Source organism: Kribbella sp. NPDC026596, from assembly GCF_040638415.1.
GTDB lineage: Bacteria > Actinomycetota > Actinomycetes > Propionibacteriales > Kribbellaceae > Kribbella.
This window is the reverse complement of the sequence record NZ_JBEZYF010000056.1, coordinates 11,795-36,810: the sequence shown is the minus strand read 5'-3', so window position 1 is coordinate 36,810 and position 25,016 is coordinate 11,795. Positions and strand designations below refer to the sequence as shown.

At 67.6% G+C, this 25,016-nt stretch carries 16 protein-coding genes; 10 read left to right on the top strand and 6 right to left on the bottom strand.

Annotated features, from left to right (window positions below; genetic code table 11):
• Positions 1-21: 21 nt before the first annotated feature.
• Complete coding sequence (locus tag AB0E63_RS34185) at positions 22-507, bottom strand: DUF456 domain-containing protein (RefSeq protein ID WP_360375375.1); 486 nt, start codon at positions 505-507, stop codon at positions 22-24.
• A 41-nt stretch (positions 508-548) separates the two neighbouring features.
• Here AB0E63_RS34185 and AB0E63_RS34180 point away from each other — a divergent pair, with 41 nt between their 5' ends.
• A complete protein-coding gene (locus AB0E63_RS34180) occupies positions 549-2,558 on the top strand; it encodes a glycogen debranching N-terminal domain-containing protein (RefSeq protein WP_360375373.1) in 2,010 nt (669 codons plus the stop codon).
• Here AB0E63_RS34180 and AB0E63_RS34175 read toward each other — a convergent pair.
• On the bottom strand, positions 2,516-3,142 hold the full coding sequence (locus AB0E63_RS34175; protein WP_360375371.1) for a LysE family translocator: 627 nt from the start codon (positions 3,140-3,142) through the stop codon (positions 2,516-2,518). The two genes, AB0E63_RS34180 and AB0E63_RS34175, sit on opposite strands and share 43 nt — an antisense overlap.
• A gap of 87 nt (positions 3,143-3,229) precedes the next feature.
• Here AB0E63_RS34175 and AB0E63_RS34170 point away from each other — a divergent pair, with 87 nt between their 5' ends.
• Positions 3,230-4,705 carry a PLP-dependent aminotransferase family protein gene (locus tag AB0E63_RS34170; RefSeq protein WP_360375369.1) on the top strand — a complete coding sequence of 492 codons (1,476 nt, stop codon included), beginning with the start codon at positions 3,230-3,232 and terminating at the stop codon, positions 4,703-4,705.
• Positions 4,706-4,798: 93 nt separating this feature from the next.
• Here AB0E63_RS34170 and AB0E63_RS34165 read toward each other — a convergent pair whose 3' ends face one another.
• Entirely contained in the window at positions 4,799-5,029 is a 231-nt protein-coding gene (locus tag AB0E63_RS34165) for a hypothetical protein (RefSeq protein WP_360375367.1), read from the bottom strand.
• 458 nt (positions 5,030-5,487) lie between these two features.
• Between AB0E63_RS34165 and AB0E63_RS34160 the strand changes: the two genes are divergently transcribed.
• Both AB0E63_RS34160 and AB0E63_RS34155 read left to right on the top strand, forming a co-directional pair.
• Positions 5,488-7,572, top strand: a complete 2,085-nt coding sequence (locus AB0E63_RS34160) for a DNA topoisomerase IV subunit B (RefSeq protein ID WP_360375365.1) — start codon at positions 5,488-5,490, stop codon at positions 7,570-7,572.
• A complete protein-coding gene (locus AB0E63_RS34155; RefSeq protein ID WP_360375363.1) occupies positions 7,572-8,201 on the top strand; it encodes an HAD family hydrolase in 630 nt (209 codons plus the stop codon). The genes AB0E63_RS34160 and AB0E63_RS34155 overlap by 1 nt, the downstream gene beginning before the upstream one ends.
• Before the next feature lie 161 nt (positions 8,202-8,362).
• On the opposite strand, the gene AB0E63_RS34150 is transcribed toward AB0E63_RS34155, so the two are convergent.
• Positions 8,363-12,070: an alkaline phosphatase family protein gene (locus tag AB0E63_RS34150; protein WP_360375361.1), complete on the bottom strand. Its 3,708-nt coding sequence runs from the start codon at positions 12,068-12,070 to the stop codon at positions 8,363-8,365.
• 356 nt (positions 12,071-12,426) lie between these two features.
• Positions 12,427-14,397, bottom strand: coding sequence for a hypothetical protein (locus AB0E63_RS34145; RefSeq protein WP_360375359.1), 1,971 nt, complete (start codon positions 14,395-14,397; stop codon positions 12,427-12,429).
• A 276-nt stretch (positions 14,398-14,673) separates the two neighbouring features.
• On the opposite strand from AB0E63_RS34145, the gene AB0E63_RS34140 reads away from it, so the two are divergent.
• The 6 genes from AB0E63_RS34140 (at position 14,674) to AB0E63_RS34115 (ending at position 23,620) form a co-directional block, all read left to right on the top strand.
• Positions 14,674-15,780 carry a LacI family DNA-binding transcriptional regulator gene (locus AB0E63_RS34140; RefSeq protein WP_360375357.1) on the top strand — a complete coding sequence of 369 codons (1,107 nt, stop codon included), beginning with the start codon at positions 14,674-14,676 and terminating at the stop codon, positions 15,778-15,780.
• A 116-nt stretch (positions 15,781-15,896) separates the two neighbouring features.
• A complete protein-coding gene (locus tag AB0E63_RS34135; protein WP_360375355.1) occupies positions 15,897-19,004 on the top strand; it encodes an endo-1,4-beta-xylanase in 3,108 nt (1,035 codons plus the stop codon).
• A gap of 18 nt (positions 19,005-19,022) precedes the next feature.
• Positions 19,023-20,489 carry an extracellular solute-binding protein gene (locus tag AB0E63_RS34130; RefSeq protein WP_360375353.1) on the top strand — a complete coding sequence of 489 codons (1,467 nt, stop codon included), beginning with the start codon at positions 19,023-19,025 and terminating at the stop codon, positions 20,487-20,489.
• 5 nt (positions 20,490-20,494) lie between these two features.
• Complete coding sequence (locus AB0E63_RS34125) at positions 20,495-21,481, top strand: sugar ABC transporter permease (protein WP_360375351.1); 987 nt, start codon at positions 20,495-20,497, stop codon at positions 21,479-21,481.
• Positions 21,478-22,308 carry a carbohydrate ABC transporter permease gene (locus AB0E63_RS34120; RefSeq protein ID WP_360375349.1) on the top strand — a complete coding sequence of 277 codons (831 nt, stop codon included), beginning with the start codon at positions 21,478-21,480 and terminating at the stop codon, positions 22,306-22,308. The genes AB0E63_RS34125 and AB0E63_RS34120 overlap by 4 nt, the downstream gene beginning before the upstream one ends.
• A 10-nt stretch (positions 22,309-22,318) precedes the next feature.
• Positions 22,319-23,620 carry a Gfo/Idh/MocA family oxidoreductase gene (locus AB0E63_RS34115; RefSeq protein ID WP_360375347.1) on the top strand — a complete coding sequence of 434 codons (1,302 nt, stop codon included), beginning with the start codon at positions 22,319-22,321 and terminating at the stop codon, positions 23,618-23,620.
• A 71-nt stretch (positions 23,621-23,691) separates the two neighbouring features.
• On the opposite strand, the gene AB0E63_RS34110 is transcribed toward AB0E63_RS34115, so the two are convergent.
• Positions 23,692-24,984 (bottom strand): hypothetical protein, encoded by a 1,293-nt coding sequence (locus tag AB0E63_RS34110; RefSeq protein ID WP_360375345.1) that lies wholly within the window; start codon positions 24,982-24,984, stop codon positions 23,692-23,694.
• Positions 24,985-25,016: the final 32 nt, after the last annotated feature.

Sequence of the window (25,016 nt, the reverse complement as noted above, 5' to 3'; positions counted from 1 at the left end):
CGGCTGAGAAAAGCCTGGCAATCAGACCAGGAACAGTACGGCGGTCAGCCAGACCGCTGCGGCGAGTGAGGTGCCGATCAGCTCGATCAGGATCGACAGACCGGTTGCCCGCAGCGCGTGCTTAGTCGAGGTCCACGCGTGCTCGTGGGCGCCCAGTCGCTGCCGCTCGGACAGGTACACGCCGACCGGGAAACCGACGAACATACCGACCACCGGGATCACGAAGAACCCGACGATCCCGAGCACCACTCCGACGAGCATGGATCGCCGGGGTACGCCGGACTCGCGGAGCTTGCGCTCCGGTACGACGTACTTGACCACCTGGCTGGCCCCGATCAGCACGATCGCGGCGGAGAGCACGATCCAGCCGGTCGCACTCTGCTCCTCCAGTGCCCAGACCAGGATCGCCGCCAGGCTCAGGATCGCGCCCGGCAGGATCGGGATGATGATGCCGAGGATGCCGACGAAGATCGCCACGCCGACGAGGATGGTCGCCACGGTGTTCACACCCACACTCTGCCGCAAACGAGGCCCCTTAGGGTGGAGGTATGTCCCAGCTGCACGAACTGGTTACCGCACTGGCTGCTCCCTGGGTGGTCCTCTCGCCGAGGTCGGGTCAGCTCACCGGCTCCGGCGCCGAGGGGGTGTACGCCCGTGATCGGCGCATCCTGTCCCGGCTCAGCGTCACCGTCGACGGCCGCGAGCCGGTCCCGGTGCACGCCGTCGAGGTCGGCGCGGCCGCCCATCAGTACGTCGCGATGGTCGAAGGTCTCGGCGACACCCGGCACGATCCGACCGTGATGCTGTACCGGACACGGGAGGTGGACAGCGACGGGCTGACCGAGCGGATCACGCTGGTGAACCGTTCCCGGGTGCCGATCGAGTGCCGGCTGGATGTTGCCCTGGGCACCGATCTCGCCGGCACGGCGGCCGTCCGCAGCGGCGCGGCAACCAGCCTGCCGCAGCTGCCGCCGCTGTCCGACGGTCTCCGCCGGATGCGCTTCGAGAGCGGCGAAACCCGGGTCAGTGTGAACGCCGACCCGGGCATCTCGGCGACACCTCGGGTCGAGCCGGGGGAGGAGTTCACGCTGACCCTGCGGGTCACCGCCGACTTCCCGAAGTCCACCACCGGCTTCTCGATCGAGCCGCCTGCGGACAGAGCGCCGTACGCCGTCGAGTTGACCTGCGACGACAAGCGGGTCGAGCGTTGGCTGACCCGATCTCTGGAAGACGTGCAGGCACTGCAGTTGGCCGTCGGTGACGACCGCTACCTCGGCGCCGGCCCGCCCTGGTATCTCACCCTCTTCGGCCGCGACTCCTTGATCTCGTCGGGCATGCTGATCCCGGTCGACCCCAGTCTGGCCGCCGGCACGCTCCGGGCGCTCGCCGCCTGGCAAGGCACGACGGTCGACCCGGAGTCCGCCGAACAGCCCGGCAAGATCCCGCACGAACTGCGTGCCGAGGTCGCGGACCACGGCGGCGGCCTCGTCCTGCCGGCGGCGTACTACGGCACGCACGACGCGACCCAGCTCTGGATCATCACGCTCCACAAGGCCTGGCGCTGGGGCATGCCCGCCGCCGAGGTCCGCGAGCTCCTGCCGAACCTCCGTCGCGCGCTCACCTGGATGAAGGAGTCCGCCGATCCCGACGGCGACGGCTTCCTCGAGTACGTCGATGAGTCCGGCCACGGACTGGCCAACCAGGGTTGGAAGGACTCCGCCGACGCCGTGCAATGGCCCGACGGCACACTCGCCACCGCACCGATCGCGTTGTGCGAGGTGCAGGGCTACGCCTACGCGGCCGCCGTCAAGGGAGCCGAGCTTCTCGAAGCGCACGGTGAGTCCGGCGACGAGTGGCGCGAGTGGGCGGCCGCGTTGCAGGAGCGATTCCGGAGCGCCTTCTGGGTCGACGGCTATCCCGCCATCGCGCTCGACGGCGCCAAGAACCCGGTCATCGGCCGCGCGTCGAACATGGGCCACCTGCTCGGCACCGGCCTGCTCGACGCGGACGAGGAGCAGACTGTCGCCGATGTCCTGGCCGGCGCGGATCTGAACAGCGGCTTCGGGCTGAGAACGTTGTCCACGGCAATGACCCGGTTCAACCCGCTCGGCTATCACACCGGTAGCGTCTGGCCGCACGACACCGCGATGACGATCCAGGGCCTGTACGCCACCGGTCACGCGGCGGTGGCGTCGTCGTACGTGGACGGTCTGATCCGTGCCGCGGAAGCTTTCGACTACCGGCTTCCGGAGTTGTACGGCGGTCGCGGTACGGGCGAGGAGAACACGCCGACGCCGTACCCGTTGTCGTGCCGGCCGCAAGCCTGGGCCGCTGCTTCGGCGGTCGCGGCGATCGTCGCCTCACTCGGCATCGAGCCGGACGTGCCAGGGGAGACGCTGGTGGTGAATCCGGCGCAATCTCCCTGGCGTGCTCTCGAGATCACCGGGCTTCGGCTCGGCGACGACGTACTGTCCGTGCGCGTCGAGGACGATGTCCTCACTGTGCTGGAGGGACCTCAGAGCGCGCTGACGAGTGCGAACGCCGACAGCCCGAGGTAGATCGCGGCGACGACCAGGTTGCGGCTGCGGCTCGTCGTACGAGCCGAGCGGAAGCGTCGGCCGACCGCATCCGCGCCGACGGCGTAGCAGAGGTCCAGCGTCAGGCCGATGAGCATCGCGCCGACGCCGAGCAGCAGCATCTCAGTGCGGAGTTGGTCCGGTCCGGCATCGCGGGTGGTGAACTGCGGGAGGAACGCCAGGAAGAACAGTGCGGCCTTGGGGTTGAGCAGATTTACCAGTACGCCGTCGCGGAAGACCCGGCCGAGTGGTGCGGCCTGGACTCCACCGGAGTGCTCGGCTGCCCGGGTCCGGATGAGCTTGAGGCCGAGGTACGCCAGGTACAGCGCGCCGGCGACGGTGATCGCGGTGAACAACGTGGGGGAGGCCTCCACCAGCGTCGCGAGGCCCAGCGCGGTGACGACGATGTAGACGATGGTGCCGGTCTCGATGGCCAGTGCCGAGACCACTCCGGCACGCCGTCCTTGGGTGAGGCTGCGCAGCGAGATGTAGAGGTTGTTCGGGCCGGGCATTCCGACCAGCACCACCGTCGCGCCGGCGAACCCCAGCAGTTGCCCGATCCCCATCATCCCGCCTTTCTCTAGAACTGGACTGCTTCCTCGTACTAGCCTCGCGGCGCGAGAAGCAGTCCACCCGAGCCAATCCGAGGAGAAGTGGACCGTTCTGGAGATCCCGCCGCGCTGGCGCACCTGATCGGCCACCGGCTGTCCGGTCGCGCCGGCGGCCTGTACCGGCGGCTGGCCGACGAGATCGCGGCCCTGATCGGCTCGGCCGAGCTCCCGGTCGGCGCCCGCCTCCCGGCCGAACGCCGGCTCGCCGAGTCCCTCGCGATCAGTCGCTCCACCGTGGTCGCGGCGTACGACGAACTCCGTGCCCGCGGTCTCGTCGAGAGCCGGCGCGGCAGCGGTACGACGGTCGCGCGATCGGCGGGACGTGGTCGTTCACGAGCGGACAAGCGGATGCCGGCCGGGTACGGCGACTCGTTGTTCCACCGGATCGCGGTCGGGCCAGGGGAGGTCATCTCGCTCACGTACGCCGTCGACCCCGGGCTGCCCGAACTTGCCGAGGAACTGATCGACCTGGCGACCAGTGATCTCCCAGCGCTGCTCGACGATGTTGGGTACCACCCGCGCGGATTGCTCGTCCTGCGGGAACGGATCGCCGAGCACTTCACCGAGTCCGGGCTGCCGACCTCGCCGGACGAGATCGTGGTCACGACGGGCGCGCACCAGGCGATCGCGCTGGTGACGCAAATGTACCTGCGGACCGGTGCCGCGGTGGCGATCGAGCAGCCCAGTTGGCCGGGCTGCTTCGATCTGTTCGGAGCGGCCGGCGGGCAGGTGGTCGGCGTACCGCTGGATGATGCCGGGATCCGGCCGGACCTGCTGACGGCCGCGTTCACCGAGCACCAGCCGGCGATGCTGTTCGTGATGCCGACGTTCCACAACCCGACCGGCCGGCTGATGTCGGCCAACAGGCGTCGGCAGGTCGCCGAAATCGCCGCGCGGCACGGTGTCGTCGTGGTCGAGGACAACGCGTACTCGGCGTGGGACCCGGCCGGTCCGTCGATCCCGCCGCCGTTGGCCGCGTACGCGCCGGACGAGGCCGAGGTCCTGTCGATCGGATCGGTGTCGAAGGCGGTGTGGGGTGGGCTCCGGATCGGGTGGATCCGTGCGTCACGACCACTCGCGGAACGGCTGGCGAGGCACAAGGCGCTGGCGGACCTGGGAAGCCCGGTGATCGATCAGGCCCTCACCGCACGCTTGCTGCCGCGGCTCGCGGAGCTGACCGCTGAACGGGCTCGCGTGTCGACGGTGCGGAAGAAGTTGATGGGACAGTTGCTGACCGAACGACTGCCCGAATGGGAGTGGTCCGCACCTGTCGGGGGATCGGCGCTGTGGATCCGGCTGCCGGAGACCGATGCGCGAGTGTTCGCCCAGGTGGCGTTGCGGCACGGCGTAGAGGTGGTGGCGGGTCATGCGATGGATCCGACCGGCTTCCATGACGACTACTTAAGAGTTCCGTTCGCCTACTCGGAGCAAGTGCTTGATGATGCGGTCACTCGGCTGGCCCGGGCTTGGCGCGAACTGCGCCGGCATGGCCCGGCGCCCGGCGTACCTGTCGTGTAAATGAAGGATGGCGGCCACCCTCTCGGGGTGACCGCCACCGAAGCCTGTATGACTTTGGCGCCGCCGTTGGCGCGTTTGGAAGTCTGGTCCTTCTTACCGCTCGTCTTCCGTGGCGATGCTGGGACTGGCTTCGAGCCGTCCCGTCTCGTCGTGGATCGTGATCGCGATGTGGCGCAGCTTCTCCGAGTGCTCCCGGCCGTGGTGCGCGCAGAAGAGCAGCTCACCACCGCTGGTCAGGGTGACTCGGACGTAGGCCTGCGCACCGCAGCGGTCACAACGATCCGCGGCCGACAGGGCCGAACTCGGGGCGAGTGCTGTAGTCATTGAGGCCTCATCTCATCTAGTTCCGTACTCACCAGATAGCAACATCCTGACATGCGGATCGCTTCCCGGGTGGGGCAACGTGTCCGTATGTGAGACGAACCACCTGTTCCCGTATGACGCATCTTGACGAGGAATCGTTTCGGAAGCGGGCGAATTCTTGTTTCCGGCGGGTGTCGGGCGTGTCTTCTCTCACTGTGCGCCATGGTGCGATCACCGTGTGCTGATGATCGGAGTGTCGTACACCACTCCGGATCGATCCCGGATCGATTCCGGATCGATACCTGCCGAAACACCTTTCTGGTCGAGCGATCCGCTGAGGACCTAAGTACCATCTGATGGCCTGCACAGCCCCGCCTGCAGGGATTCGGGGGTCGGGCCGCATAGGCTGTCGGCATGCGTTCGGAACCTGGCCGGTCCCGGATGTGTGGCCTGAGTGTGTGAACCAGTGAAGGAGCCCAGTGGCCGCCCCGACGCCTCGCAGTACCGAGCTCGACCCGACGTACAACGCCCGCAACCTGCTCGTCCTCGAAGGACTCGAGGCGGTCCGGAAGCGCCCCGGCATGTACATCGGGTCCACCGACAGCCGCGGTCTGATGCACTGCCTGTGGGAGATCATCGACAACGCCGTCGACGAGGCCCTGGCCGGGCACGGCGAGCGGATCGATGTCGTGCTCCATCAGGACGGTTCGGTCGAGGTCATCGACCGAGCCCGCGGCATCCCGGTCGACATCGAGCCGAAGACCAAGCTCAGCGGTGTCGAGGTCGTGTTCACCAAGCTGCACGCCGGCGGCAAGTTCGGCGGCGGGTCGTACAACGCCTCCGGTGGTCTGCACGGTGTCGGTGCCTCGGTGGTGAACGCGCTGTCCGCGCGGCTGGACGTCGAGGTCGACCGCGGCGGTGTGGTCTGGACCACCTCGTTCCGGCGCGGTGTGGCCGGTGAGTTCGACAGCCCGGGCGCGAACGCCTCGTTCACGCCGGCCAAGGGGCTGCGCAAGGCCGGCCGGGCGAAGAAGGGTGTCACCGGCACCCGGATCCGGTACTGGGCGGACCGGCAGATCTTCACCCGCGACGCGACCTTCAACTACGACGAGCTTGTCACCCGGGCGCGGCAGACGTCGTTCCTGGTGCCGGGGCTCGAGCTGGTGATCCGCGACGAGCGGGGGGACGAACCCACCGAGGAGCACTTCAAGCACGACGGCGGGATCAGCGAGTTCTGCGAGTTCCTGGCCACCGACCAGAAGGTGACCGAGGTCGTCCGGCTGACCGGGACCGGGCACTTCACCGAGACCGTGCCGATGCTCGACGACGCCGGGCACATGACGCCGACCGACGTCGAGCGCGACCTGGACGTCGACATCGCGGTGCGCTGGGGCGACGGGTACGAGACCGAGGTCCGCTCGTTCGTGAACATCGTGGCCACGCCCAAGGGCGGGACCCACGTGGCCGGCTTCGAGCGCGCGCTGTCGAAGAGCTTCACCAATGCTCTCGACGGGACGCGGCTGCTGAAGAACGGCGAGGAGGTCATCAAGGACGACGTTCTCGAAGGCCTGACCTCGGTGGTGACGGTGCGGCTGGCCGAGCCACAGTTCGACGGCCAGACCAAGGAGGTGCTCGGGACACCGGCCGCCTCGCGGATCGTGGCGAAGGTCGTGCAGAGCGAGCTGGAGGCATTCCTCACCTCGAACAAGGCCGCCCAGAAGGCCCAGGCGCGCGCGGTGCTGGAGAAGGTCGTCGCCGCGTCGCGCACGCGGGTGGCGGCTCGTCAGCACCGGGAGCTGCAGCGGCGGAAGACCGCGCTGGAGTCGTCGGCGCTGCCGGCCAAGCTGGCCGACTGCCGCAGCAACGACGTCGACCGGTCCGAGCTGTTCATCGTCGAGGGTGATTCGGCCCTCGGTACGGCCAAACTGGCTCGGAGTTCTGAGTTCCAGGCGCTGCTGCCGATCCGGGGCAAGATCCTGAACGTGCAGAAGGCGTCGGTCGGCGACATGCTGAAGAACACCGAGTGCGCCTCGATCATCCAGGTGGTCGGCGCCGGCTCCGGCCGGACGTTCGACCTCGAGCAGGCCCGCTACGGCAAGATCATCTTCATGGCGGACGCCGACTCCGACGGTGCCCACATTCGCTGCCTGCTCGCGACGCTGTTCTTCCGGTACATGCGGCCGCTCGTCGATGCCGGTCGCGTCTACACCGCCGTACCGCCGCTGCACCGGTTCGAGCTGACCAACCCGAAGAAGGGGCAGGACAAGTACCTGTACACCTACAGCGACGCGGAGTACCAGCGGAAGACGGCCGAGCTGATGAAGAAGAACGTCCGCTGGAAGGAGCCGCCGCAGCGCTACAAGGGCCTCGGTGAGATGGACGCCGACCAGCTGGCGGAGACCACGATGGACCCGCGGCACCGCACGCTGCGCCGGATCACCGTCGACGACGGCGAGGCCGCCGCCGCCGTCTTCGACTTGCTGATGGGCAATGACGTCGCGCCACGCAAGGAGTTCATCGTCCAGGGCGCCTACGAACTGGACGAGAACCGCATCGACGTCTGATGCGTCGGCTGGTCTGCTTCGACCTCGACAACACGCTGATCGATCGGGACCGCGCGTTCCTGGCCTGGGCTCGGTGGTGGGTGGATCGCGCCGGGCGCGGTCCCGACGCGGTCGAGTGGTTGGTTGCCCATGACAACGGTGGGTTCACCCCGCGGGATGAGCTGTTCGCCGCGTTCCGGGAACGGTTCGGGGTCGCCGTCTCGGTCGACGAGTACGACCGGGAGCATCCGTCGTTCACGTGGGTCGAGCCAGCGGTGCTCGCGGGCTTGGAGTCCTTGCGTACGGCGGGTTGGCGGGTAGCCGTGGTCACGAACGGCGGTGTGGTGCAGCAGACCCGCAAGCTCGAGCACACCGGGATCGCGGGTGCCGTGGACTACTGCTGCATCTCGGAAGCAGTGGGAGTACGCAAGCCGGATCCGCGGATCTTCGCGATCGCAGCCTCGGAGGCCGGCGCCTCCCTGGCTGACGGGTGGATGGTGGGCGACCACCCGTCGTACGACATCGCAGGCGGGAAGAACGCCAACCTCAGCACGATCCGCATCGGTCATCAGCACCAGGTCCGCGAACCGCTGGCAGACCACCACTTCACCTCGATCCACGATGCGTTTGCGGTGATCCTGGCCAGCTGATCAGGTTCGCAGCGCGGGCGGAGCACACACCAGTCAAGACCTGCCCACGTCACCCATACATCGAGCCGAAGAGCCTGAAATGGTTCCCGTGTCGTGCGAGCCGGACCACTCTCATCGGTGGCTACGGCCGGCTGTGCCTGGATCCAGGCTGAGCCGACCCTTCAGGGCACCACCACCGGACAAGGCGTCGTACCACTCGTGGTGCAGGTGACGCGGCCGTGGATGGCCGGTGCGACTGGGGTGTTCGCCGTGATGTGGTCGGCGAGTACCTGATCCATCACGTCGCGGGTGGTCGCGCGGGAGAAGAAGTTCGGATAGCCGTCACCGCCGCTCGTCATGAAGTCGTTCTCCGCGATCGCATACGACGACGCCGCCGACAGATCCACAGTCGCGCCGGTGCACGAGCCGTCGGCTGCCTGCCGGACCGCGGACAGGACCCGCGAACCCGCCGGCGCCGAGATGTCGTAGCCGAAGCACAGGCCGGACACCTGCGGGAAGCGGCCGTTCGCGGCCGGCATCTGGGACACGCCGTTCTCCAACATGGTCTTCAGCTCCGCGCCGTTCACCTGCAGGGTGGTGACGACGTTCCCGAACGGGAGCACGGTCAGCACCTGGCCGCGACTGATCGGGTACGGCGGTGGTGTGTATGGCGGGCAGAAGTCGTTGGGATTGTCCGTGGTCGGACAGGTGAGCGCGTCACGCAGGCCACCGGAGTTCGTGATGGCGAAGTCCACGCCGTACGTCTGCCGCATCGCATCGGTGACGACGTTGCCGACCAGTGATTCACAGGTCCGGCCGGCCGCGTTGCCGCAGGCGTCGGTGCGCGGGATGAAGCGCGTCGAGCTGCCGATCACGGTGCTGAGGACCGGTGCGAGCTGGGCGTTGAGCTGGTCGATCCGCTGCTGGATCGCCGGGTCGGGGGTGATCCCGATGTCCCACGGCTTGTGGAAGTCCGCGGTCTTGTAGACGACCGTCTTGCGCGACGTGTCGACCACCAGCCGGACCCGGGTGAACCGGATGCCCTTGCTCCGGTTCTCGGTGATCAGTACGCCGTTGGGCCGGGTGGACACGACCTGGAAGTCGGTGTGGTCGCCGATCACGGCATCGACACCGGTGACGTTGTCGGCGAGGTCCACCAGCGGACCGCTCGGGTTCGTCAGTGTGCCGGAGTCGGCGCCGAGGTGCCCGAGCGCGATGATCGTCGTGATGCCCTTGGCTCGCAGCCGCGCCGCCTCGGCGTTGACCGCCGCGGTCGAGTTGGCGACGTGGAACGGGCCGAGCGCGTCCGGCTTGGTGAGCTCGGGGATGTCGTCGTTGGAGAACCCGACGAAGCCGACCTTGGTACCGCCGTACGTGTCGACGATCGCCGACGGGTTCCACTCCGCGGGAGTGCGCCCGGCGCTGTCGACGATGTTCGCCGACAGGTAGCGGAACTGCGCCAGCGGGATGAGCGTGGTGCGCAGGTACGCCTCGCCTCGATCGAAGTTGTGGTTGCCGAGGCCGTCGAAGCCGAAGCCCATCGAGTTCATCAGCTCGATCGTGGGCGTGTCACCGAAGAACGACGAGATCGGTGGCGTCGCGCCGACCGAGTCGCCGGCCGCGATCGTGATCGAACCGTTCGGCGCCTCGGCGCGGTAGCGGTCGAACCACGGCTTCAGGAATGCGGCCCCGCCGATCCCGAACGACGGGTTCGCAGCGCCGGTGCCGGTGACGTTGTCGGCGGTGTCCGCCAGTGGCACGAGTTGGCCGTGGTAGTCGCTGATGTCGAGAACCGTGATCTCCTTCAGGCTGCCCGGTGAGTTCAGGACGTCATAAAGGATCCGGCCGCGCGCGTTCTGCGGACCGGGGATGCCCATGAGCACGGACAGCGTCGGCGCCAGGTCGACGGCTCGCACGCCCGGCAGGGGATCGCGGTGCCGGATGCCAGGACCGGCGGCGACGAAGGTGGCGTGCATGTTGACGTTGTGCGCGATGTCCACCAGGTTCGGCAGGTAGCCGTGCTGCCCGAAGAATTGGCTGAACGCGATCCGTTGCCCGGGGGTCGCGGCGTCGAACTGGTACGGCGGACGCGTGACCACGACGACGTCGCCACTCCGCGACGGATGCAGCGAATCCGATCCGTCGACGTCGCGCAGTTCCTCCTTCTTGAGGATCTTCAGCACGACCTGCTTGCCCGGGTTCGCCGGGTCGGTCAGGTTCTGGAACGCACTGATGATCTGATTCCGGACGTTCTCGTACTGGGCGGCCGGAACCGTGCCGCCGGGGTCGCGTCCAGCGAGGTTGACGTAGATCTGAGCGGTCCCGCCGGCCCAGCACGCCTTCGCCAGGTTCGTCGTCGCGGCGGCCCGGCAGTTGCTCGGCTGCTCGGGGGATTGGAGACCGGCGTCGGAGAGCACCTTGCCGGCGTTCACGGCGTACCACTGGGCGCCGAAGCCGTGGTCGCTTCCGGCGATCGTGGTCGGGTTGCCGCCGAGGAAGGCCCGCGTCCGCGCCAGCTTGGCGTCCGCCTCGTGGTAGGCGCTGCGGATATAGCCCTCGCGGACGGCGATCCGGTTGTCCTTGGTCCCGTCACCGTTGACGTCGTCGAAGTACGGGTTTGCCGCACCGTCCATGTCGGTCGGCGTCACCAACCCCATGAACTGGTGCGAGAACTCGTCCGTCACCGGGTATCCGACGAGCGCGAGCTGCGTGTCCGGCTGCAGCGTTCCGAGGATGTAGTCCAGGACTGCGTCGCCGTACGCGGCCTCGAGGTCACGGCCCTGCTGAACGTAGGTGTCCTCGTCGATGATGCGGGCCTCGAGCGGCGCGAAGTCGGCCGCGACCGCAGTGGGGAAATTCTCGGCGAGGTATTTCTCGAGCCGGTTCTCACCGGCGCCACCGGCCGGCAGCGTGTTGCAGGCGGCGGTCGCGCACGTCGCGATCAGCCGCTCGACCGAGGTGAAATAGAGCTTGAAGCTGGACAGGTCGGGAGCGAGGTCGATCAGCTTGGTGTAGAAGCCCGCGGTCTGGCCGGCCCGCGCGCCGATCAGGCCGTCGGCGCCGCGGAGCTTGATCTCCTTGAAGTCACCTCGAGCCAGATCTGCCGATGCCTGTGTGCCGTCCTTCGCTGCCGCGGACCGAACCAGCAGGGCGTGATCGTATGCCGCCGTGCCGTCGACGACGCCGTCGTACAGGTAGATGTCGTAGAGCCTGGTCGGGTTGACGCTCCCGAAGGTCGTCGCGACGGTGAGTGCGGTCTGCTGCGGCGGCGCCGCGGGGTCGCCAGACGGCACGTTGGTCCATCCGGACGCCGGAGCGAACGACGCGACCTGGTACGAGATCCCGAAGGCCGCCGCGCCGGCCTGCTCATCGGGCACGGCGGGACTCGTCAGCACTCCGCGAGTGGAGAAGAAGTTGGCGAAGTCGACCGTCGGCCCGGCGATCCCGGCCTGGGCACCACCCACCCACTCGACTTGGGCGACCTTCTTGCCGGCCCGCTCGGCCGCGGCCGCGATCGTGTCGGCCTGCAATACACCCTGGCCGGAGAACGACGTCCGGTTGTTGAAGTTGCCCTCGCCGACGCGGTGGAAGGTGTTGTTCGTGGAGCCGTGCTCGGCGGGGTACGCGCCGGTTGCCATCGTGTACCAGCCGACGCCGGTATTCGGCGGGAACGCCTGGGTCATCCCGTTGGCGCCCCTGACCCCTGTCGCCATTAGCGCGGCGTACGTCGGCATCGCGCCGCCGGCGGCGTACTTCTCCATCAGGTCGGGTCGCATACCGTCGGAGGAGAACATCAGCGCCCGCTGGGCGGCGCCGACGCTGCTCGGAGCCGGCGCACCGAGGCTGGTCGACGGCCCGGCAAGCGCTCCTGCAACGAGGACTGCTGACACTACGGACAGTACAGGTAAGACGTGGAGACGGCGCATCTGAGGTCCCCCCTCGGATCCTGCAGCAGCGGTTGAGTCGACAGTCGTCGCCGGGCGGAAGGCTTGTCAAGATCGGGGCGATGGCAGAGCGCAGGCCCAGCGGTGTGGGTTATGCGCCGGTGGGCCTGGGAGTGGGGGTTTAGAGGTCGATCACGACCGTGCAGGTGTAGGTCGTGCTCTCGCCGACGTATGTGCTGTCGGAGCAGGAAGCCTTGGAATTCCGTGATCACCTGGCTCTTGGCTCTGAGCCTACTCTCGCGGTCTCCAATCACAATTGCCTAACGGTGACTCACTGTGAGGGGCCGGAGGGGTCAGATGGGTCACTTCGTCGCGGAGCGTGGTGCTACGGCGTCGAACGCGCCATCGGTCCCGGCGTGCACGGGGCGGCCGTCGACGGTGACCTCGCTGTGGCCGGGGGCGATGGAGAGGTCGATCGTGTGGTCGCGGAACACCAGGCCGTGGAGGTTGACGGTGCCCGACGCGACAGGGTTGGGGTCGATGGTCAGGGAGCCGTCGGGGTGCGGGTGGATTCCGGCCAGGCCGGTGAGGATGGCTTCGGCGCCGGTGAGGCCGGCGATGATGTTGATGCGGCGGCCGGTGGCGGGGGCTCCCGGCTTGTCGCAGTAGTGGTCCTGGGGGAAGTACGGGTAGTGGTCGCCCATCCAGAAGTGGCGGCGCAGCACGTCCCACGCGAGAGCTGACTCGCCACGGTCCCAGAGCGTGAGAGCGAGTTGAGGGCCCTCGCCGGTGTAAGCGCCGGCGCCGGACCAGTCGATGTCGGCGGTCTCGTAGTGGAATTCGTCCTCGGCGCTGACACTGCTCACGCCGTACTCGCCGAGGAAGGCGCCGACCTTCTTGGTCAACGTGGCAGCAACGTCGGGTGGGCAGGCGCCGGAACGCAGTACGTCGAAGGCCTGGATCGAGTAGGTGAGTTCGGTGTGACCATCCGGGTAGCGACTGCGGAACCAGCCCGCCTCCGGATCCCAGAGCTGCCGGATCACCTCGGCGCAGATCTGCTGCGCGGATGCCCGCAGGTCGTCGGCCGGCAGTGCGGCCCCGGTGAGGTCCGAGAGGTCGGCGAGGGTGTCGAGTGCCCACGCGCGCTCGGCGTTCGGACTGGCGACCACGTTCTCCCAGCCGGCACTACGCATCTCGAGCAAGTTGCTCTGGTCGCCGTAGTCGCGCAGTACGCCGGTCTGGTCGTCAGGCTGGAATCGCTTGTCGAGCGCGATCAGTACGTCGTACAGCCGAGCGATCACCGTGGGATCGAGCCGGTGCTCGGCCGCTGCGGCCCGGGTCAGGGCGACGAGGGACCAGCCGCTGTAGGCATACGCGACGCCGAGACCGGTGCCGTCGGGGGCGATCGCGTAGCGGTCGGTGAGGTCGGCGTCGAGCAGTGACTCGATGATGCCGAGGACGTTGTCGCCGAGCATGAGACTGAGCAGGTTGGGCGCGTAGCCGCCGGTGTCCCAGGCGTAGGCGCACAGCGCACCACCGTCGAGCCCGGAGGTCGCGATGAACGGCTGGGAGACGAAGTCCGGGTGGTCCCACCAGCACACGAGCCCACTGGCGAGCGAACGGCGGTAGTACTGCTCGAGCCCGGGGATGTCGGACGTGAGAGTGGGGAGTCTGCCGAGCGCCTGACTGAGACGGGACTCCCACTGGCGGGTGGTGTGCTCAGCGTCGGTGACCGCGGCACTAGTCCCGACGTCGAGGGTGATGGTCACCTCGCCATGGGGTTGGAGGGTTGCGGACAGGCTGTCCTTCTCCAAGGTGACCGGGAGACCGGTGCCGGCTTCGGGCGGGACCCAGCCCCAGTCGGAGAGCGGTACCTGGCTGGCTTGGGTCGCGGCGAGCTCCGGGTGGATCGTCAGTTGGTGGGTGCTGGCGGAGCGGTTGCGGATGGTGAGGGTGAGGTCGTAGCCGGGGGAGCCGTGGCGTGGGGTGAGCGTGGACTCGACGGCCAGCGAGGTCAGGCGGCCGGCGTCGTACTGGTGGTAGGTGCCGCGACGGACGAGCCGGTCCGGGCGCCAGGTGCCGCCGGCGGGGAGCAGACCACGGTTGCCGGCTCCAGGTCGCGCGGCGTCGAGGATGTGCCGGCCGTCGACGTCGAAGGAGATCGTCAGCCGGCTGTCGGGGGCGGCGAGCGGGGGAGCGAACCAACCACCGACGCCGCACACGGTGCCCGTCAGTTGGTTGACGGTACCTGTGCCGCTGCCCACCCAGAGGTCAGCGGGAGGTACGGCGCGGCGGAGGTCGAAGGCGAAGTCGTCGAGCGAGTACGGCGGCATGGGCGGCCTTCCTGGGCAGCACGAGCAACCGGCCGGGCCGGCTGGATGTGGGAGCACGGTGAGGTGACGTGCCGGACCGGTCCCGGCAGGTGATCCCGGCCTGCGTAGGACCGGTCCAACACGATGGGCCGATGCTGGCACGAAAAGGCCGAACGGCGCAATGCCTCGGATGGAAACCGTTTGCGCATTAGGTGTTGACGGCGTTCTGGCGCACTGTTACGTTCCGGTGCACCAGCCGTTGGACCAGTCCAACGGACCTAGCAGAGGATGAACCGGATGGCGAAGCTGACGATTCGTGACATCGCCGCGCTGTCCGGCCTGTCCAAATCCACGGTCTCGCTGGTGCTGAACAACAGCCCCAAGGTCGATCCCGCGACTCGGCGGCACGTGCTGGCGGTGATGCGCCGGCATCGATACGTGCCGAGCTTCGCAGCGACCGCACTGGCCAAGGGGAGCACCCGGCTGATCGGCATGGTCGTGCCCGGCCTGTCCTGGCACATGGTTGCCTCGATCAACATCGGGGTGGCCGCGGTGACCGAGCGGAGCGGGTTCGACATCATCCTCTACACCGCCACCAACGACCGTGACTACGGCTCGCTGATCGACCGGATCCTGACCTCGAGCATGGCGTCCGGCCTGCTCGTGGTCAGCCACGAGCAGCCGCTCGAACCGCTCGTCCAGCTGCACCAGGAGGGCCTGCCGGTCGTCCTGGTGAACACCATCGACGCCGATGTGGACCTCCCCTCGGTCACCGCCGACAACTACGACGGCGCGTTGACGGCGATGGACCACCTCATGCAGCTGGGGCACGAACGAATCGCTTGTGTCCAAGGCCGAATGGTGTACCGCTGCTGCCAGGACCGCTACCGCGGCTACCTGGACGCGCTACGGGGCGCGGGCATCCAGCCCGATCCGGAACTCACCAAACCCGGTGACTTCCTGCCCGACCAGATCCGGTCCCGATCCCGCGAACTGTTCGCACTCCCGCCCGATCAGCGGCCCACCGCGGTGTTCGCGCACTCCGACGTGACGGCGTACGCGGTGATGACCGCGGCGGCCGAGGCCGGCCTGCGGGTGCCGGAGGACGTGTCCGTGATCGGCTTCGACGACATCGAGTCGGCGGCGCAGATCCGCCCGCCGCTGACCACCATCCAGCAACCGTTCGTCGACATGGGCCGGCGAGCCGCCGAGATGCTGCTCGCCGCCATCGGCCCGAACGATGAAGAACCAGACGCGGCACCGGACGGCGAGGACGCCGGCGCGGAGCCGGCGGCCGACCTGCCGCGCCTGGTGATGCCCACGAGTTTGATCGTCCGGGCGAGTTGCGGGCCGGTGCCCGTGACCCGGTCCCCGCGCGGACGCTCGCAGACCACCAAGGCCTGATCCTCCGGATCGAGGTCCCGCCCGACCACCGACAGTTCACCCAGCAGTCTCCTCACAGCCCCAGGCCCACGGCCGGCGGGGGAGGTGCTGCTGCGCGCCCTCTGGAAGGATCCGGAGTGATCAGAAAACTGGCCACCGGTGTGACCCTTGCCCTGCTCGCCGCGGTGGCGATCCAGCCCACAGCCCGCGCCGACGCGGCGCCCTTCGAGGTGCTGCCGGCCGACCCACTCGCCAACTTCACCGAGTTCAAGAGTCTTCCCGCCGACGCGACCGCACAGGTCCCGATCAGCGGGAATCCCAACTTCACCAAGGCCCTCGAGATCACCGTCCCGAACGCGCCGCAGAGCCCCGGCCTGGACGGTGAGTACGAGATCACCCTCGGCGTACCGACGGCCGCGACGGTGACCGCGGGCGATGCCCTCGTCGCGACCGTCTGGGCCCGCTCGATCGAGCCGACCCCGGGTGCCACGACCGGCAATGCCCACCTGGTCTTCGAAACGGACGGATCGCCGTACAAGAAGTCGCTGAACGCAGCGCTGCTCTACGGCACGGGATGGCAGAGGTTCGAGTTCCCGTTCCGCGCGGCCGTCACCTACACCGCTGGGACGACCACCGCCGCGCACCTGAATCTCTGGCTCGGGTACGGCGCTCAGAAGTTCCAGATCGCCGGAGTCTCGGTGCAGGACTGGGGACCAGGCACTCCGGCCGGCTATCCGCAGGTCACCTACGACGGTCGGGACGCGAACGCTGCCTGGCGTACGGCGGCCAGCGCCCGGATCGACCAGTACCGCAAGGGAAATCTCAACGTCTCGGTCGTCGACCCGGCCGGTAACCCGGTCAGCGGCGCGAAGGTGTCCGCCGTACAGCAGACCAGCGCGTTCAAGTTCGGAGCCGCGTCCGACGGAGCCCGGTTGATCGGCGATCCGTCCGGCGGGATCAGCGGCACCGACCTGCAGCAGTACCAGACGAAGGCCTCGACGCTCTTCAACCAAGGGGCCCTGGGCAACAACCTGAAGTGGAACCACTGGGAGAACCAGACCGAACGCGACACCATCACCCTGCCCGCGCTGCAGTGGATGAAGGAACACGGCATCCGCATCCGCGGCCACAACCTGATCTGGCCGTCATGGGGTCTGATGCAACCCGATGTCGTCAACCTGCAGAACGACCCGGCGGCGCTGAGAGCGCGCATCAACACCCACATCACCGACGAGGCGAGCGCCCTGGCCGGCATCGTCGACGAGTGGGACGTCGTGAACGAGCCGTACTCCGAGCACAGCGTCCAGGACATCCTCGGTACCGACGAGATCGCCTCGTGGTTCCAGCTCGCCCACCAGGTCGACCCGAACGCGAAGCTCGCCCTCAACGACTACGGGCTGGTGGAGAACAACGGCTGGGAGAAGCGCCACCGCGACCACGTTTACGACACCGTGGAATCGCTGAAGGCGTCGGGTGCGCCGATCGACCTGGTCGGCTTCGAGAGTCACTTCAACGGACTCCAGTTGACGTCGCCGGACGATCTGATGGCGATTGTCGACCAGTTCGCTGGGCTCGGTGTGAAGGTTGCGATCACGGAGTTCGACGTGGACACCGACGATCTGCAGCTGCAGGCGGACTACACCCGCGACTTCATGACCGCGATGTTCTCGAACCCGAACGTCAACCAGATCAGCAACTTCGGCATCTGGGCCAGCAACATCTACAACCCCCGCGTCGCGCTCTACAACGCGGACTGGTCACCCAAGCCGAACGCCCTGGTCTGGGAGGACCTGATCAAGCGCCAGTGGCACACGAGCGTCGCCGGCCAGACGACCACCGCCGGAACCTTCGGTACGCGCGGCTTTCTCGGTGACTACCTGGTGACGGTCACCGCGAACGGCGTCTCGAAGCAGGTCAAGGTGCCGATGCCGACCACCGCCGGTGCCTCGGTCAAGGTGATCTTCGACGGCATCGCCACCACGGTGCGCACCGATGCGCCCAACCCGATCGGCGACGGCGACTTCGAGAGCGGTGTACGTGGATGGACACCGCTCGGCACCGGGCCGGCGACCGCAGCGAACGCCCACAGCGGTCACACCGCACTCTCCCTCAGCCCTGGCTCCGGCGTGACCCAGAACGTCACCGGCCTCACTCCGGGCACCAGCTACCTACTGTCCGGTTGGGGTCGTCTGAACGGCGGTGGTACCCAGTGCTACGTCGGCGTCCGCGGCGGCGCCACGGCCGGTACGCCTACCTTCCTGTACGCGCTCACGTATGCCGACGAACGCGCGTACACACAGAAGCTGGCAGCGTTCACCCCACCGACGGGGACGAAGTGGGTTCAGGCGTTCGCCTGGTCCAACCCGAGCTCGAGCTCGCCGGAGTGCACCCTCGACGACCTCGCCATCACGCCGACAGACGGTACGCCACCACCTACCCAGGGGCCACCCGCGATAGCGCCGTCCCTGCCGACGCCCTCGGTGCTCGGGAACGGGACGTTGGAGAACCAGTCGAACACCACCGGCTGGTACTGCCTGGGGACCTGCACGTTGAAGAACGCGTCGACGACTCCGCACACCGGCAGCGGCGATCTGTCGGTGACCGGCCGAGCCGCGGCGTGGGCTGGCCCGGCGCAGGGAGTGTCGGTGGTGAACGGCGGGCTCTACGACTCGTCCGCCTGGGTGCGGCTGGCCAGCGGATCGGACACCGCGATGGTGAGTCTCAAGCTCACCACCTCGACCGGATCCACGACGATCAGACTCGGTTCCGCTCCGGTCAGCAGTACCGGCTGGACCCAGATCTCGGCCGCCAACACGAACATCTCCTGGACCGGCACGCTGACCAAGGCCGAATGGTGGATCAGCACCACGACCGGCACCGGCGACCTGCTGGTGGACGACGCTTCGTTCGCCCCGATGGCCAAGACCGTCAGCGGTGGCACGGGTCCGGCGGAGACCGTGTTCAACCCCGTGCAGCCGACCGCGGCCTGCGTCGTCCACAACACGGTCGACAACACCTACACGGCGTACTTCGGCTACAGCAACGCGAACAACTACTACATCCCGGTTCCGGTCGGCACCGACAACGCGTTCAGTCCCGGACCGGCCGACCGCGGCCAGACCGTCTCGTTCCTGCCCTTCCAACGGCCGCGGCGCGTCGCGGTCACCTGGGACGGCAGTCCGCTCACCTGGCGGCTGGGATCCCTGACCCAGACCGCGTCGTCGGCTACGCCGGCCTGCACCTAAATCACTGGAGGAACTGTCATGTCATCACCCATCTCCCGACGGACACTGCTCCGGGGTGCGGCCGCACTGGCCGGGGCCGGCGCGCTCGCCGGCTGTTCCTCGGGCAACGACTCCGAGGGCTCGAAGGCCAAGACCACGATCACCTACTGGGACTGGTACGCCAGCCAGGCCGGCTGGGTGGACAACGAGATCAAGCTGTTCCAGGAAGCCCACCCGGGTATCGCGGTGAAGAAGACCACGCAGGTCAGCGACAAGTACGCCGACCTCGTCTCGCTGGCGTACCGCAGCAACAACCCGCCGGACATCCTGATGGTGCCCAAGAGCCCCCAGCTCAGCCAGCAGGTGTCGGACAGCTGGCTGCTGCCTGTGGACAAGTGGGCGACGACGTCCTGGCAGTCGCGCTTCCCGGAGAACAGCTTCGTCGAGGGAGTAGACGTCTTCGACGGCAAGGTCTACACCGCACCGTTCGCCGCGCCGGCACCGTCGCTGCAGCTGTACGTCCACCACGGCGTCTTCAAGGACGCCGGCCTGACCAACGCCGACGGCAGCGTCAAACTGCCGAAGACCTGGGACGACGTGAGCCGCGCGGCCGACGCGATCGCCTCGAAGAGCGGTGGCAAGGTGGCGCCGTTCGGCTTCGGCAACTCGACGAACACGACCTTGGCCTGGTGGCTGGATCTGTTCGTCCGCGGCGCCGGCTCGCCGGGTGGTGCCGCGGTCGGTGGGATCGACGGGATGGACTACCGGGTCGGCCGGTGGACGTTCGGTACCGACCGCAACTACCTCGACGTGATCAATCTGCTGCTGGAGTGGAAGAACAAAAACTGGTTCTACCCGAACTCGATGAGCATCTCCGACGAGCAGGCCCGCGCGTTCTTCGAGCGCGGCCGGTTCGGGATGACGGTCGGCGGTGTCTGGAACCAGCCGGAGTGGACCCAGCACAAGTTCACCGACTACAGCCTGGTGACGCTGCCGGCACCGGGCGCTGAGCCGAAGGCGCTGTTCTACGGACCGCCCGGCGGCAAGTTCGTCGCGGTCTCGTCGAAGACCGCGCACGCCGACGAGGCATGGGCCTGGTTCGACTGGCTCTACAGCCCGGACGCGGGGAAGCGGTGGGTCGAGCAGGGCCAGGGCTTGTCCGTTTACGCGAAGAACAACGACCCGAAGGGCGTGACGTTCGCACCCTTCGCGCAGTACGTCGCCATGTCGGGGGCCGCGGTGGTCGGTCCGCAGCCGACCATCCGCAACCCGCAACTGGCGAAACTCCAACTGCCCGCGGTCAAACCGGACATCAACGACCTTCTGTCCGGCGTCTACAGCGGACAGGTGAAGGACGTGCAAGGGGCGCTGACGACGCTGACCGACAAGATGAACCAGGCGCTCGACGACGCGGTGAAGAAGGTGGGCGCCGGGGCGAGCACGAAGGACTTCGCCTTCACCGACTGGGATCTGACCAAGCCGTACACGACGAAGCCGGGCGCCTGATGGTCATGACCACTGCCGTGCGGGAGGAGGTCGCCACCGGTGGGCCGCCTCCCGCGGTGGCGCGCCGGCGGGCGCGTCGCCGTACCTACCTGTGGTCGTACGTCTACCTCGCACCGATGATGGTGCTGCTGCTGGCGTTCGTGGTCTACCCGATCATCGCGTCGCTCGGATACACCTTCTACAAGTGGGACGGGATCGGTGACCCGTCGGACTTCGTCGGGCTCGGCAACTTCCGCCAGATCGTCCACGACAGCATCTTCTGGCGGTCCCTCGGACACACCTTCGTGTACGCCGCCTTCGTCGTACCGATCCAGCTCGTGCTGGCGTTGGCACTCGCCTTGGTGCTGAACAACAAGCGACTGCGGTTCGCGTCGTTCTACCGGACGCTGTTCTTCCTGCCGGTGGTGACGTCGGCCGCGGTGATCGGCGTCGTGATCCAGTTGCTGGTGTCGAACTTCGGTGACTCGATCAACGACGTGTTGCTGAGGCTGCACCTGATCGACAAGCACATCGACTGGCTGGGGGATCCGCACTTCGCGCTGGGAATCATCATCCTGGTCGGGATCTGGCACACGTTCGGCTACAACCTCGTGTACTTCCTGGCCGGTCTGCAGACGATCCCGGACGAGCTGTACGAGGCGGCGCGGCTGGACGGCGCCGGCCGGATCGCGACCTTCCGGTACATCACCATCCCGATGCTGCGCGCCGTCGGGGTGGTGATCGTCATCCTGGCGGTGATCGGGACGTTCCAGATCTTCGACCTGGTCCAGGTGCTGACCAGCGGCGGCCCGTACTTCGCGACCGAGGTCGTGAACACCTACATCTACCATCTGGCGTTCGGCGGCAGTAATGCGAACGCGGTGCAGCCCGACATCGGTCTGGCGTCGGCCGCGTCGTTCATCTACGGCGTCCTGCTGATCGCGTTCTCCGTCGTCCAGGTCGTCGTACTGCGCTCGCTCGCACGGCGGCGGGGGACCGGAGGGATCGCATGACTCGTCGACGCATGGTCACTGTGATGACGCATGTCGCCTTGCTGGTCAGCGGCCTGGCGTGGTTGTACCCGTTGTTCTGGGCGCTCGGCAGTTCGCTGAAGAGCGACGATGACTTCTTCACCGACGGGCTCAGTCCGTTGCCCTCGCACTTCCTCTGGTCGAACTACCTCAACGCCTGGCAGGAGGCGTCGTTCGGCCGGTACTTCATGAACACAATTCTGATCACCTTGGGCACGGTAGTGATCACTTTAGTAGTCACGTCCTGCGCGGGATACGTACTTGCCCGCACACGGTTCCCGGGCCGGGGCTTCTGTCTCGGGCTGGTGTCGGCGACGCTCTTCCTGCCGCACGGCTACACGATCATTCCGGTGTTCGACCTGATGCAGCGGCTGCATCTGCTGAACAGCCTGTGGTCGGTGATCATCGTGCAGGCCTCTGGTGGCGTGGTCTTCGGGACGTTCCTGTTCATGGGCTACTTCATGGCCATCGACCGAGAGCTCGAGGACGCGGCCCAGGTGGACGGGGCCAACTTCCACCAGACGTTCGCCCGGATCATGCTGCCGCTGTCCGGGCCGATGCTGGCCACGGTTGGTCTGTTCACCGCGATCACGGCCTGGAACAGCTTCTTCATCCCGCTCGTCTTCACGCTCGGGCGGCCCGAGCTGCGCACCCTCGCGATCGGCATGTACGCGTTCATCGGCGAGAACTCGACCGAGTGGACGCTGCTGTGTGCGGGAACCGTCATCACCCTCGCGCCGATCATCCTGCTCTTCGTGCTGCTGCAGCGTTTCTTCGTCAACGGCCTGGCCGGCGCGGTCAAGCAATAGGAGGTCCTGAATGCCAACACCCGTACGGACCGCGATCGTCGGCACCGGCAACCGCGCCCAGCTCTTCACCGAAGGCCTGGCCAAGCGGGACGGGTACGAGGTCGTCGCGTTGTGCGACCCGAACTCGGTCCGGATGGCCTTCCACAACCGCATGCTGCTCGCGGCAGGTCGTCGTACTGCGCATCAGTGGCCGCCGGCGCGGTTCGACGAGATGCTGCGGGTCGAGCGGATCGAGCTGCTCGTCGTGACGAGCGTCGACGCGACTCACGACCGTTATATCGAGGAGGCGTTGCGGGCCGGCGTACGGGTCATCAGCGAGAAGCCGATGACGACCGACGCGACCAAGGCGCAGAGCATCCTGAACACCGTCCGGGAGACCGGCGGCGAGCTGGCCGTGGCGTACAACTACCGCTTCAATCCGGTGCATCGCCGCGTGCGTGAGCTGTTGGCCGAGGGCGCGATCGGGGACGTGCACTCGGTGCACTTCGAGTGGATGCTCGACGTGTCGCACGGCGCCGACTACTTCCGGCGGTGGCACCGCGACAAGGCGAACTCAGGTGGCCTGATGGTCCACAAGGCGAGCCACCACTTCGACCTGGTGAACTGGTGGCTCGCCGCGGAGCCACGCATCGTCTACGCCCAAGGCCAGTTGGCGTTCTACGGTCCTGACCAGCGGCACGGGTACGCGCGGGATTACTCGAGAGTCCATGGATCCTCGGCCGCGCTGGATGATCCGTTCGCGCTCCACCTTGCCGACAACGCCACCTTGCGCGAGCTCTATCTGGACGCCGAAGCCGAGGACGGCTATCACCGCGATCGCAACGTCTTCGCGCCGGGCGTATCGATCGAGGACGACATGGCGGTCCTGGTGTCGTACGACTCCGGGGCAACGATGACCTATCACCTCACCACCTACTCACCGGCCGAGGGCTATCGCGTCATGTTCAACGGCTCGCGTGGCCGGCTGGAGCTGAATGTCGAAGAGTCGACATGGACGATGCCGAACCAGCGGGTCGAGTCGGCCAGGGGAGCGGTCCACGGCGACCTCGCCGCACCAACGGCAGGTCGAACCAGCATCACCCTCAGGCCGCTCTGGTCACCGCCGATCGATCACACCGTCCCTCACGACCATGCGGGTCACGGCGGTGCCGACGCCCGAGTTCTCGCGGCTCTTCTGGATGACGACCCGACCGAGGACGCGGACGTTGCCGACGCCCGGCAGGCCGCCCTGGCGCTGGTCACGGGCCTGGCGGCCAACCAGTCCTTCACCACCGGCCAGCCCGTCCCAACGTCCGACGTACTGGATCTTTGAGTGGCCATCACTACGTATGGCGTGATCAGAAAACTGAGCACGCCATACGTAGTGATGATCAGTTTTCTGTACTACCCGAGCGCCGCTCGGAGGACCGCGTGGGTTCCGCTCACGATGGCTTCGCGGTTGGCTTCATAGGTCGGGTCGGTGATGGCGGTCTTGTTGGCGGGGTCGAAGGACAGCACCGGGACGTGCAGGTGACCGGCCGGCATCGACGGGTCGAGGAGATCGCGCTGCAGGGTGTTGCGGTAGGCAACTTCGTTGGAGAGGTAACCGCCGCCGGTGCCCTCCGAGGCGATCGAGCCTGGGGTCGGGCCGTTCGGCTGGCGGACCGGCTGGGTCTGGCCGGCCGGGATTTCGAGCACCGAGGTGTTGACGCGGGTCCGGAACGGCGTGACGTCAGCCTGGGCCATCCGGGCCAGCGGGAGGCTCGAGGTGATCCACTCCGGTCCGGCCGGCATGCTGGGGGAGACGACGGGTGCTGAGATCGTGCCGCCGCCCCAGATGTTGTTGTTGTCACCGATCGAGCTGACCGAACGACGCCGGCCGTTGAACACCTCGAGGTCGAAGATCCCCACACGGCCTTGGCTCGCCGTCATCACCAGGTCCGCCCGCTGCGGGCCGGGACGGTAGTGCGGCGCCAGCGCGTTCTCGACCATGTTCTCGTCGAAGTCGGTGTAGCGGACCGGGAACATGACGGTCTGGATCTCGTAGGTCTTGCCGTTGATCGTCCAGCGCTGTCCGTCCAGGGTGAGTGCGTTCGCTCCGGACGGGTTGCCGATCCGGATGTCCGCGTCGAGCGTGAACGGGTCGAACCCGGTGACCAGGATCTTCCGTACGCCGGGCGCGAACCGGCTGCTCGTGATGCCGCGAGAGGTGTACTCGAGAGATCGGATCAAGTCGGCGCGTTCCGTCGTACCGAGGCCGAAGCCGGGCTGCCACTGCCGCAGCGCCAGGGCCATGGAGAGGCGCGCCCAGTACAGGCCGCGGTCGTCGGTGGCGGGGAGGGCGTCGGCTCCGACGGGCGTGTGCTGGGCGCGGTGAATCGCCGTGCGCCAGAGGGCCTGGCCTTGCGTGCCGACGAGAGCCGCGGCCGCGTCCGGGTTGGGGACCGAGCAGAGCAGGCGGTTGAAGAGCGCCACTTGGCGGTCGAAGCCGGAGCGGCGGAGGATCTCGGCCGGGACCGACGGCCCGCCGGCGACGCCGTTGTCGAGACGTTGCTCCTCGACCGTCCCGGTGACGGACTCGTCGAGGCAGCCGGTGATGGTGGTCGCCTGGACCGACGGAGCGCCGGACAAAACCGTGGTGAGGGCGATCGCGCCGACGAGCAGTGAACGTGAGAACGAGCTGGGGCGGAGTCTCATACGGGTTGGTCGCGGAGAATCCCGCTTCGCAG

Bases quoted from the DNA above. Each gene is read 5' to 3' on its own strand.
- AB0E63_RS34180 (WP_360375373.1), top strand. From the start codon at position 549: ATGTCCCAGCTGCACGAACTGGTTACCGCACTGGCTGCTCCCTGGGTG.
- AB0E63_RS34175 (WP_360375371.1), bottom strand. From the start codon at position 3,142: ATGGGGATCGGGCAACTGCTGGGGTTCGCCGGCGCGACGGTGGTGCTG.
- AB0E63_RS34165 (WP_360375367.1), bottom strand. From the start codon at position 5,029: ATGACTACAGCACTCGCCCCGAGTTCGGCCCTGTCGGCCGCGGATCGT.
- AB0E63_RS34155 (WP_360375363.1), top strand. From the start codon at position 7,572: ATGCGTCGGCTGGTCTGCTTCGACCTCGACAACACGCTGATCGATCGG.
- AB0E63_RS34145 (WP_360375359.1), bottom strand. From the start codon at position 14,397: ATGCCGCCGTACTCGCTCGACGACTTCGCCTTCGACCTCCGCCGCGCC.
- AB0E63_RS34140 (WP_360375357.1), top strand. From the start codon at position 14,674: ATGGCGAAGCTGACGATTCGTGACATCGCCGCGCTGTCCGGCCTGTCC.
- AB0E63_RS34130 (WP_360375353.1), top strand. From the start codon at position 19,023: ATGTCATCACCCATCTCCCGACGGACACTGCTCCGGGGTGCGGCCGCA.
- AB0E63_RS34125 (WP_360375351.1), top strand. From the start codon at position 20,495: ATGACCACTGCCGTGCGGGAGGAGGTCGCCACCGGTGGGCCGCCTCCC.
- AB0E63_RS34120 (WP_360375349.1), top strand. From the start codon at position 21,478: ATGACTCGTCGACGCATGGTCACTGTGATGACGCATGTCGCCTTGCTG.
- AB0E63_RS34115 (WP_360375347.1), top strand. From the start codon at position 22,319: ATGCCAACACCCGTACGGACCGCGATCGTCGGCACCGGCAACCGCGCC.
- AB0E63_RS34110 (WP_360375345.1), bottom strand. From the start codon at position 24,984: ATGAGACTCCGCCCCAGCTCGTTCTCACGTTCACTGCTCGTCGGCGCG.